This is a genomic window from Ruegeria sp. CDSC002, assembly GCF_059610905.1.
Map to the genome: position 1 here is coordinate 308,856 of NZ_JBXWOM010000006.1, position 10,425 is coordinate 319,280.

Annotated in this window: 8 protein-coding genes; 6 read left to right on the plus strand and 2 right to left on the minus strand. The window is 59.1% G+C overall.

What is annotated here, in order from left to right:
* Window positions 1–72 precede the first annotated feature (72 nt).
* From AC2FJE_RS13660 to mdoH, 6 genes are all read left to right on the plus strand, one after another.
* The gene (locus AC2FJE_RS13660) at window positions 73–1,692 is read left to right on the plus strand and encodes a thiamine pyrophosphate-binding protein (RefSeq protein ID WP_496754690.1); all 1,620 of its coding nucleotides are present in this window, start codon (window positions 73–75) and stop codon (window positions 1,690–1,692) included.
* Window positions 1,679–2,863: a CaiB/BaiF CoA transferase family protein gene (locus tag AC2FJE_RS13665; protein ID WP_496705007.1), complete on the plus strand. Its 1,185-nt coding sequence runs from the start codon at window positions 1,679–1,681 to the stop codon at window positions 2,861–2,863. Before AC2FJE_RS13660 ends, AC2FJE_RS13665 begins: the two co-directional genes overlap by 14 nt.
* A gap of 181 nt (window positions 2,864–3,044) precedes the next feature.
* A complete protein-coding gene (locus tag AC2FJE_RS13670; RefSeq protein ID WP_496705005.1) occupies window positions 3,045–4,415 on the plus strand; it encodes a tetratricopeptide repeat protein in 1,371 nt (456 codons plus the stop codon).
* 32 nt (window positions 4,416–4,447) lie between these two features.
* On the plus strand, window positions 4,448–5,665 hold the full coding sequence (locus AC2FJE_RS13675; protein ID WP_496754693.1) for an OpgC family protein: 1,218 nt from the start codon (window positions 4,448–4,450) through the stop codon (window positions 5,663–5,665).
* Complete coding sequence (locus AC2FJE_RS13680) at window positions 5,662–7,161, plus strand: OpgD/OpgG family glucan biosynthesis protein (RefSeq protein WP_496754695.1); 1,500 nt, start codon at window positions 5,662–5,664, stop codon at window positions 7,159–7,161. Before AC2FJE_RS13675 ends, AC2FJE_RS13680 begins: the two co-directional genes overlap by 4 nt.
* Window positions 7,158–9,026 carry a glucans biosynthesis glucosyltransferase MdoH gene (gene mdoH / locus AC2FJE_RS13685; RefSeq protein WP_496754698.1) on the plus strand — a complete coding sequence of 623 codons (1,869 nt, stop codon included), beginning with the start codon at window positions 7,158–7,160 and terminating at the stop codon, window positions 9,024–9,026. Before AC2FJE_RS13680 ends, mdoH begins: the two co-directional genes overlap by 4 nt.
* Here mdoH and AC2FJE_RS13690 read toward each other — a convergent pair whose 3' ends face one another.
* The gene (locus AC2FJE_RS13690) at window positions 9,027–9,842 is read right to left on the minus strand and encodes a CE1 family esterase (protein ID WP_282169203.1); all 816 of its coding nucleotides are present in this window, start codon (window positions 9,840–9,842) and stop codon (window positions 9,027–9,029) included.
* A complete protein-coding gene (locus AC2FJE_RS13695) occupies window positions 9,839–10,312 on the minus strand; it encodes a rhodanese-like domain-containing protein (protein ID WP_496754700.1) in 474 nt (157 codons plus the stop codon). The genes AC2FJE_RS13690 and AC2FJE_RS13695 overlap by 4 nt, the downstream gene beginning before the upstream one ends.
* Between the last annotated feature and the right edge of the window lie 113 nt (window positions 10,313–10,425).

The window sequence follows — 10,425 nt, forward strand, 5'->3', positions numbered from 1 at the left end:
TGCCGTGAACCTGCTTGCGTCCGGACGCGTCCTCCGCAATCTGCAATGACGTATTATTTCGGAGCATAACTAATGCAGGACCTTTCGCCCCGCGCCGCGGACCTTTTGGCCCAAAGACTTTACGAGGCCGGATGCCGCCATGCCTTTGGTATGCCCGGTGGCGAGGTTCTGACGTTGGTGGATGCGCTGGAACAGGCGGGGATCACCTTTCACCTGACCAAGCACGAAAACGCCGCCGGATTCATGGCCGAAGCCGTGCATCACCGCGACGGCGCACCTGCTGTTCTGGTGGCGACGCTTGGCCCCGGCGCGATGAACGGGATCAACGTGGTCGCCAACGCCTTGCAGGACCGGGTGCCGATGATCGTGCTGACCGGTTGCGTCGATGCGGATGAAGCGCTGACTTATACCCATCAGGTTATGGATCACGCACAGGTCTATCGCTCGATCACCAAAGGAACCTTTAAACTGACGGCACAGGGCGCGGATATCGTGGCAGACAAGGCCGTATCGCTGGCCAACCAGCCGCGCCCCGGACCCGTGCATATCGATATTCCGATCTCGGTTGCGGATATGTGCGTATCCAGCGTCAAGAAGCGGCGACTGGTCAAGGCTGCCGCCGTCGCGCCCGAGGGCAATTGCCTGGAGAAAGCGCGCCGTTGGGTGGCTGACGCGGAACGTCCCATTGCGATTGTGGGGCTGGACGTGCTGTATGACGGATCGCGCAATGTTGTGCAGGCGTTTCTGGAACATTTCGGCATCCCCTTTGTAACCACCTACAAAGCCAAGGGAGTTGTGCCCGAAGATCACCCCCTTTGCCTTGGCGGGGCCGGATTGTCACCGCTGGCCGACAAACACCTTTTGCCGCTGGTTGAACAGGCCGATCTGGTCTTGTGCCTTGGCTACGACCCGATCGAGATGCGCCCCGGCTGGCGCGAGGTCTGGGACCCTGAAGAAAAGCGAGTCATCGACATCTCGGCTGTGGTCAATGACCACTATATGCATCAGGCCAGCCTGAATATGGTCGCCGATACGGGTGCCACGTTGGAGGCCATGGCAAAGGGCAACCCTGCCCGCGAAACGTGGCCGGACGGCGAACCCACACGGGTCAAAACCGCGCTGGCTGAGGCGTTCCCGACCGATGAGGAATGGGGCCCCGCCGCTGTCATCGCCGAAACCCGTGCAACCCTGCCTGCCGAAACACTGGCTACAGCCGACAGTGGCGCGCATCGTATCTTGCTGAGTCAGATGTGGGATTGTTCCGAGGAACGCGGACTGATCCAGTCCTCGGCGCTGTGTACCATGGGCTGCGCCGTGCCAATGGCGATTGGCCTGAAACTGGCCGAACCAAACCGCCCGGTTATCAGTTTTTCGGGCGACGCCGGGTTCCTGATGGTAGCCGGAGAGCTGTCGACTGCCGCCGAAATGGGCGGAAACCCGATCTTTCTTGTCTTTGTCGATGCCAGCCTTGCGCTGATCGAGCTGAAACAGCGCCAGCGCCAGATGGGCAACAGGGGCGTGGATTTCGACCATCACGACTTTGCAGCCATGGGCCGGGCGTTTGGCGGTAAAGGTCACACCGTTCGCAACCGCGAGGAACTGCGCAATGCCCTGAATGAGGCGATGAAAGCCAACTCATTCACCGTGATTGCCGCAGAAATTGACCGTGGGGGCTATGATGGCCGGATCTGAAGGACCGCTGAAGGGCGTCAAAATCCTGGACCTCAGTCGCATTTTGGCCGGACCGACCTGCACGCAGTTGCTGGGCGATCTGGGGGCCAGCGTGATCAAGATCGAAAACCCCGCGACCGGCGGGGATGACACCCGCCAATGGGGCCCTCCTTACGTCGAAGATGCGCAAGGCAACCGGTCCGATCTAAGCGCTTATTTCATGTCGGCCAACCGCAACAAGAAATCCGTGGCTATCGACATCACCACGACCGAGGGGCAATCTGAAATCAAACGGTTGGCCTCGCATGCGGACATTCTGATCGAGAACTTCAAACCCGGCGGATTGGCGAAATACGGTCTGGACTACGCCACGTTGTCGCAAGACTTTCCCAGCCTCGTCTATTGCTCGATATCGGGTTACGGCCAGACCGGGCCAAATGCGTCCAAGCCGGGTTATGACCTGATGGCACAGGGGTACGGCGGGATCATGTCGCTGACAGGCGAACCCGATGGCGCGCCGATGAAGGTGGGCGTGGGCATCGCCGATGTGATGTGCGGAATGTACGCAAGTGTCGGCATTCTGGCGGCCCTGCGCCACCGCGATCAGACCGGCGAAGGCCAGCAGATTGATCTGGCGCTGGTAGATGCGCAGATCGCGTGGCTGATCAACGAAGGTGCGAACTATCTGACCTCAGGCACCGTACCGCAACGGCGCGGTAACGGGCATCCGAACATCGTACCCTATGACGTTTATGACACCGCCGATGGCCACGTCATTCTGGCCGTCGGAAATGACAGTCAGTTCCGCCGGTTCTGCGAATTCATCGATCACCCCGATCTGGCGGATGATCCGCGTTTCGCCACCAACCCAGCTAGGCTGGAAAATCGTGACGCGTTAAACGCCGTGCTGCGTCCGGTGGTGAAGACCCATGCTTCAGAGACCATGATTGAGCAGCTCGAAGCCCGCAAGGTTCCGGTTGGTCCAGTACAGACTTTGGATCAGGTTTTTTCAACCGATCAGGTCGAAGCCCGCCAGATGCAGATCGCGATGCAGGCCGCACCGGGTGATGTTCAACTGATCGGGAATCCGCTGAAACTGTCGCGCACACCTGTAACATATCGGGCTGCTCCGCCCGTCTTTGGGGCCGATACGCAGGCCGTTTTGCGCGCTGAACACCCCTTTGGCGATTGAAACACTCTGCCCATTTCGGCGGCATGTTGCTGAAACATGCCATTGAATCGGCGGTTTTTTTCAATTTTTGCCCACACGGCATTTCACCAATTCGAGAGCAGGGCCGATACTGATACGACCCACCCAGAGTCTCTGCTACATCAGGTGATGTAGATATTCTCGATTGGATCGGAACATGAACATGAAGCAAGACGTTTTCGGACAGATGAACACCCTCAGCCACCCGGCAAGTGCCGAGGCCTGGGATGGTGTTCTGCTTGGGTTCATGGCCCATGCCGCCGTGACGCCGCAGCATCTTGGCAAAGTTCTGGAGCTTGAACCCGATTTTGCCCTGGGTCACGCAATCAAAGGCTTGTTCATGGTCCTGCTGGGCCGTCGCGAGATGATGCCGGTCGCCGTCGAAGCGATGGCAGCCGCCAACAGTGCCATGGAACGCCAGCCGGTCTCAGCGCGCGAGCGACTGTATGTCGAAGCGCTGGGTCTGTATCTGGCTGACCTGCCCACGCAAGCCATTCAAAAATTCGAAGAGATTCTGCGCGACCACCCACAAGACTCGCTGGCAATGAAACTCAGCCACGCGACGCGATTTGTACTTGGCGACGCGGAAGGCATGCGCCGGTCGATCGAGCGGGTTCTGCCGGCGTACGAACCCGATCATGCAGGTCGTGGGTATTTGCTGGGCTGTCATTCCTTTGCGTTGGAAGAAACCGGTGCCTACGAAAAGGCCGAAATCGCAGGTCGGCAGGCGCTGTGGATGGTGTCGGACGATGCCTGGGGTCTGCACGCCGTTGCACACGTGCATGAGATGACGGGCAACGCGCAGCTGGGCCTTGATTGGTTGGCAGGACGCGAAGAGGCTTGGACCCACTGCAACAACTTCCGCTATCACGTCTGGTGGCACAAGGCGCTGATGCATCTGGATCTGGGTCAGGTGGATCAGGTGATGGAGCTGTATGACAACTACATCCGTCAGGACAAAACCGACGACTACCGCGATATCTCGAACGCCACGTCCCTGCTGTCACGGCTTGAGCTTGAGGGCGTCAACGTGGGCAACCGCTGGGAAGAACTGGCGGATCTCAGTGCGGCGCGCACCGAAGACGGCTGTCTGATTTTTGCCGATCTTCACTACCTTCTTGCTCTGACTGGCGACAACCGGACAGAGGCGACAGGCAAAATGTTGCAGCGTATTCAAAAAGATGCGCAGCGCAATCAGGGGGACACCCCGATCCGCATGTCCGATCCGGGCATTGCGGCCGCCAAGGGGCTTGAAGCCTTTGGCGAAGGCCTTTACGGCGACGCCTTCGACTTTTTATCGAACGCCCGAGCAGGTATGCAACTGGCAGGTGGAAGCCACGCCCAACGTGATGTATTCGAGCGCATCACAATTGATTCCGGCCTGCGCGCCGGCCGTCTGGATGCTGTCGAGCGCATCCTGGATGACCGTCGCGCCAAAAGAGCCGGGGGCGAAGACAATTACGCTCTTGCGCGCCGCACATTGATCGATGCGGCACGCGACAACGGAGACGCACAAAGCGTCCCGGCTGAATAACAAAAACTAAGACCAAGAAGGACAGAATACGTATGGCGACAGTTTCGCCCGCTTCTGATTTTGCGCCAGTGGCTGCCTCTGCGGCGGCCCCTGCCCGCACGCGCGACCCGCGCCTGGATTTCTATCGCGGCATCGCGATGTTCATCATCCTAATCGCACATATCCCGAACGATCCATGGGCCAAGTGGATTCCCGCGCGGTTTGGATTCTCGGACGCGACCGAGATTTTTGTGTTCTGCTCGGGCATGGCGTCGGCGATTGCCTTTGGCGGAGCGTTCCTGCGCAAGGGGTGGTGGATTGGAACGGCCCGCGTGTCGTTCCGTATCTGGCAGGTCTACTGGGCGCATATCTGCCTGTTCTTCTTTGTCGCCATGTCAATGGCGGCGCTGGATCAATCAGGGCTGTTCGAAAAGACCTACGTTTCGTCTTTGAACCTGCAGCACTTCTTCAACGATCCTGCGCCTCAGATCGTGGGTTTGTTCACGCTGACCTATGTTCCGAACTATTTCGACATCCTGCCGATGTATCTGGTGGTTCTGGCAATGATGCCCATGTTTATGGGCCTCTACCGGTTCGGTTTCTGGGCCGTCGCTGGGACATCCGTCGCGATCTGGCTGGTCGCACAGACCGATATTCTGGACCTCCCAGCCGAACCGTGGTCTGATCGGCAGTGGTTCTTCAACCCCTTTGGCTGGCAACTGCTGTTCTTTACTGGTTTCGCCTTCATGCGCGGCTGGATACCTGCCCCCCCGGTATCGAAAACCATGATCTGGGCGGCAGCACTGTTCCTGATCTTCTCGATGCCCTTTGGTTCGTGGAAGGTATTCACATGGATCAACGCAGCGGCCCCCGATCTGGCTGACGAAATCCGCAAGGTCTGGCCCGTGACGAAAGAGTTCCGCGACAAAACCGATTTTGGCCTGTTCCGCTATCTGCATTTCCTGTCACTCGCCTATCTGGGCTGGGTTGTCGCCGGGGAACATGGGCATCACCTGATTGCAACCGGTCAGGGTACCGCGGCCAAAGTCTGGCAATTCCTGCTGACCGTCATCACCAAAGTTGGGCAACAATCATTGGCAGTGTTCGTATTTTCGATGGCTGCAGCACGACTTATCGGCGTCGGTCTGGACCTGAGTGGGCGGGATGTTGCCAGTGTTTTCGTCGCCAACATGATTGGCTTTGCGATGATCATCGGCGTGGCATACATGGCCGCTTGGTTTAAGTCACAACCTTGGAAGTCTAAGAAATGAATTTTACACGTCGCGCATTTCTGATCTCAACTTCGGCGCTTGCATTCGCGCCAGCAACTTTTGCCACGGGCGGTGAGGTCCCATTTGACCGCAATGTCGTCATTGAGATGGCCCGAGATCTGGCCAGCCGACCTTATGCGGAACGCGAGATGGTGCCGCAGGAATGGCAGGATCTGACGTACCAGCAATACCGCTCGATCCGGTTCCGGCTGGACCGCGCGCTTTGGTATGAAACGGAAACGCCTTTCAACGTCGATTTTTTCACACCAGGCCTGTACTTCCCGCGCACTGTTAAAGTTGAAACCGTTGAAAATGGAATGGCTACTCCGGTCGTGTTTGATCTGGAGATGTTCGACAAATCCGAGGACGTCCCGGAACTGCCAATCGACGACACGCTGGGCTTCTCCGGCCTGCGATTGCGCACCGAAATGCACCGTCCCGGCAAGACCGATGAGTTCTGCGTCTGGCAAGGAGCCAGCTATTTCCGCGCCATTGGCTTGCATGAGGTCTATGGCCTCTCCGCCCGTGGTCTGGCCCTGAAAACCGGCGACCCGGATGGAGAGGAATTCCCCGAATTCATCCGATTTTGGCTGGAACGCCCAAAACCCGGCCAGCGCGACATGGTCGTCCATGCGCTGATGGACAGCCCCAGCGTGACCGGTGCGTATCGGTTCAATGTCACCGCCGGTGCGGACTGTGTGATGGATATCGAAGCCACGCTGTTCCCACGCGAAGAGCTGACGCATGTGGGTATCGCCCCCGGCACGTCGATGTTCCTGTTCGATCAGACCAACCACAGCCGGTTCGACGACTTCCGCCCTGCCGTACACGACAGCGATGGTCTGTTGGTGCGCAACGGTGCTGGAGAGGTTCTGTGGCGGCCATTGGCGAACCCAACCCGCCTGCAGATTTCGTCGTTCGTCGACACCAACCCGCGCGGCTTTGGCCTGTTGCAGCGCAAGCGTGAGTTCTCGGATTACGCGGATCTTGAGGCGAATTATCACAAACGCCCCAGCCTGTGGGTCGAACCCGGTGCGGATTGGGGCAAAGGTGCGGTCACGCTGGTTGAAATTCCGGCGGATCAGGAAATCTACGATAACATCGTTGCCTACTGGCGCCCTGCCGAACCCTATACGGCTGGCAGCCAGGTCGACCTGTCCTATCGCCTGACCTGGGGGGATGAGCCCCAGCGCACACCGATGGCGCGCGTGATAAATACCGCGATGGGCGACAACACGTTTGGTGAAGGGCGTCTGGCCGTCATCGATTTTGAAGAAAGCGAGCTGTTCGACGACCCAGAGGCGATGACCATTTTCGTGGACTCGCCGCATGCCGAAACATCCGAAGGTGTGCTGCAGCGCAACCCCGATACAGGCGGTTTGCGGCTGGCGTTTTCGTTCGAGTCCGGCGACCGCGACCATGTCGAATTGCGCGCGCAGTTGCTGAAAGACAAACAGCCAGCCTCTGAGGTCTGGCTATACCGTTGGACCTCATGACCAGAGATCTTCATATCATGCCGCCCGAGACGCCTCTGGCCATGCCCGCGCAGGATTTCAGCGCAGGGTTTCGGGATGCACAGGTTCCTGATGCCAATCGTCCCTCGGCCGGGTTCTGGCGTGCGCTGGCGTTTTCGCCCGCAATGGCGGCGACGCTGGGACTGTTATGGGTGATGACGGACTGGTTCGACGCCGAAGGCATCAACCTGATCGAGGCCGTCCTTCTGGCACTGATTTCATTCAACTTCTTCTGGATTTCCTTCACGGTCTGCACCGTGTTGCTGGGCATGGTCTCCCTGTCCCGGCAGGAGCGTCCCGTACGTCAAGGTCGCGCCCAACCGTTGCGTGTCGCCCTTTTGATGCCGGTCTATAACGAGGTTCCCTGGAACGTGCTGGGCAATGCCCGGACCATGCTTGAAGATTTGCAGGCGCGCGGTGGGCAGCATCACTATGCCATGTTCATCCTCTCGGACACGCGCGACCCCGAGATCGCCGCACAGGAGCAAGCCAGTGTCGAGGCGCTGCGCACCACCCTCGCCCCCGGGCTGGAACTGTATTATCGCCGTCGCGAACAAAACACCGACCGCAAGGTTGGCAACATCGCTGACTGGGTCAGCCGCTGGGGTGCCGAGTGGGATGCGATGCTGGTTTTGGACGCAGACAGTCTGATGACCGGTCGCGCCATCGCCCGATTGACCGATGCGTTGGCGCGGGACCCGGGCGCTGGATTGATTCAGAGCTATCCTCAGCTGATCGGTGCGCAATCGGTCTTTGCGCGGATGCAGCAATTCGCCAATGGCGTCTATGGGATTGCTTTTGCCGAAGGGCTTGCGCGCTGGTGCGGGCAGGAAGGCAACTATTGGGGTCATAACGCCATTATCCGCACCCAAGCATTCGCCAATTGCGCGGGTTTGCCAAAACTGCGGGCATTGAACGGTCAGGAAAAACTGATCATGAGCCATGACTTCGTCGAGGCCGGTCTGTTGCGTCGGGCCGGTTGGGGTGTGCGGTTCCTGCCCCGCATTCGCGGGTCCTATGAAGAAACGCCGCCGACACTGATTGATCACGCCCTGCGCGATCGGCGCTGGTGTCAGGGCAATTTGCAGCACCTGAAACTGTTGGGCTCAGCCGGGTTCCAGTCGGTGTCACGGTTCCACATGTTCCACGGCGCAGTCGGATATCTGATGTCGCCGCTTTGGTTTGCGCTGCTGGTGATGTGGGCGCTGATCGGTCAGGGTGAGGATGCCTCGGTCCTGCATTATTTCAGCCCAGACAATCCACTGTTCCCGCAATGGCCTGAGATGACGGAAACCCGCCATGTGCTGATCATTCTGGTCATGTATGCGATGCTGCTTGCGCCAAAGGTGCTGGGTGTTCTGGCCCTGCCACTCAGCGGAGTGCGCTATGCCGAATTCGGTGGCGGGCGCAAATTCCTGACCTCATTCCTGGCCGAGGTTGTTCTGTCGATCCTCTACGCCCCTATTCTGATGGTGCAACAGATGATCGCCGTCATTCGCACCACCTTTGGTATCCAAAAGGGCTGGTCCCCTCAGGCGCGGGATGGCGGCAGCTATGGTCTGCGCACGCTGATCCTTTGCCACACGGTTGAAACGATCAGCGGCGTGGCCCTTAGCGTCGGTATCTTGTCCGGTCTTGTATCAGTCTGGTTGGCCCCGATTGCGATCAGCCTTGCCTTTGCGATTCCTTTGTCCGCGCTCAGTGGCGTATCCGCCGGAGCAGCCCGCCGTATGGTTGGAATGAAAGAGGACTATAACGAGCCCGCAATCACACGCTCGGCCCGTCGCTACAGGGATGAGCTGAAGAAGGTGATCGAGGGTAAGGGCGTGATGACTCCGGCCGAGTGATCACCCACCCGGCAGACCTTCGTACCAATCAACCATCATGTTGGCCCAGCCGTTGGGCACCATGTGACCGCCGGGAAACAGCGCAAATTCCAGCGCGCTGCCGTCGTCACATCCGCTCCAATATCGGCGCATGAAAGAGCCGGTGGTCGAGAACCCGCTGGGCTTGGTATCGACACATCCATTTGCAACGCGCCAAATCTCAAGTCCGGCAAAGATATCGCCCTGATGAAATCGGCCACCGCCCAACAAGCGCCCTTCCAGCGGCACCACGTTGTCCGTCCAGCCATGAGTGTGGAACATCCGAACCGGGCCATCGCAAGATTCAGGATCAGGGCGCCAGAACCCACCTGAAACGGGCACATAGGCCGAGAACGTATCGGGCGCGGCGCAGGCAAGGTAGTAGACCATGAACGCGCCCGCCGAGAACCCGCCCAGAACGACCCGGTCCGTATCCACGCCAAACCGATCCGCGGCATCCTCAACCGCCTCGGTCAAAAAGGCGGTTTCATCGCGTCCTTCCCAACCCGGAAAGAAGTTCCAGCTTTGTCGCCCGTTGCGCTCCGACCCTTCTGGCGCCATTACAGCGTAGCCGCGCGCTAGCAGCGGTTCCACCATGCCACGGTTTTTCAAAGTACCGGTGGCGGTGCCACCATAGCCGTGCAGAAACACCACCAGTGGCGGGTTCTCATCCTCGGGCAATTCGATATGGTATCCGCCTGAGGCGGTTTCGCACATACCCTCCAGATCGGCACAGGCGGCCAGCCCCGACTGCCCGACCAGCGCCAAACCCGTTGCCAGTGTTAATTCCCGGATCATACTGCACTCCTGTCGTAGTCGCGAACCGGCAATCCGGCGCGTACCCATCCCGGCCCAGCGGCCGACCCCAACATGCCTTCGGGCACATCAATAATATTCGTAAATCCTGCCTCGGTCAGCCGGTTGCTCAACCGCGCCGAACGCACGCCCCGCGCACAGATCAACGCAATTGCCGCGCCCTTGTCACCTTTGACGAGCTGCGTCAGAGCGGGAATGAAATCGTCACGGCGCATGTCCAAATATTTCGCGCCCTCTCCGATCCCGGTGGACTGCCACTCTTTCGGGGTGCGAATGTCCAGCAACAACACGTCCCCGGCCACGGCCTGCGTATGTGCATCCTGCACGCTAAGTTGCCGTCCCGAATAGTCAGGCGGAATAAGCCGGTATTCGCGTATCGCAAATCCCCCCGCCACTGCGGCACAGCCTCCAATCAAGATCCACCTGCGGGATCGGTTTAAGTTTCGGGCCACGTCGCACCCTCCTGACCTGACTCCGGGTTTCTATCACAGCGCAGATTTGGAATCCGCGCCGAATTTATCCTGGCAGTTCAAGTTCACGTCATTTTTGCAGGCAAAAGCCGCAG